The following is a 567-nucleotide window of genomic DNA, read 5'->3' on the forward strand; positions in this document are numbered from 1 at the left end:
GTCGAGCTGGGTCTTGAGGCGCTGGACCTCCTTGAAGCGGTTGATGAACTCGGCGCGGGCGGTGTCGCCTTTGAGGTTGCTGACGGCCTCCGGGGTGCAGGGCTGGCCCTGGGTCTGCATGAAGGTCTCGAGCTGCGTGACGGCGGCGTCGAGCTGTTTGATCACCTCGGGGGCCGGGTCCACTAGCCAGATCTCGCGCGAGCGGTTGGTGTCTTCGCCGGAGAACAGGGCGATGGCGGCATCGACGGCCTGCTCCTGGGCGCGAAAGTCGAGGATGTTGCCGTAGGGCTTGGTGTCGTTGAGCACCCGGTTGGTGCGCGAGAAGGCCTGAATCAGGCCGTGGTGCTTGAGGTTCTTGTCGACATAGAGGGTGTTGAGGTACTTCGAGTCGAAGCCGGTCAGCAGCATGTCGACGACGATGGTGATGTCGATCTTGTGCGCGTGCGGGACGTCGCTGTTGGGGTACTGCTGATCCTTGATGCGGCTCTGCACGTCCTGGTAGTAGAGATCGAACTCGCCGAGCTTGTGGTTGGTGCCGTACTGGGCGTTGTAGTCGGCGATGATGGT

Annotated in this window: 1 protein-coding gene; it reads right to left on the reverse strand. The window is 62.6% G+C overall.

The features are described 5' to 3' along the window. A partial coding sequence (locus VBE63_RS31085; protein WP_416274767.1) for a type I restriction endonuclease subunit R, EcoR124 family occupies positions 1-567 on the reverse strand: 567 nt, incomplete at both ends.

The organism is Lamprobacter sp. (genome assembly GCF_034860625.1).
Lineage (GTDB): Bacteria > Pseudomonadota > Gammaproteobacteria > Chromatiales > Chromatiaceae > Lamprobacter.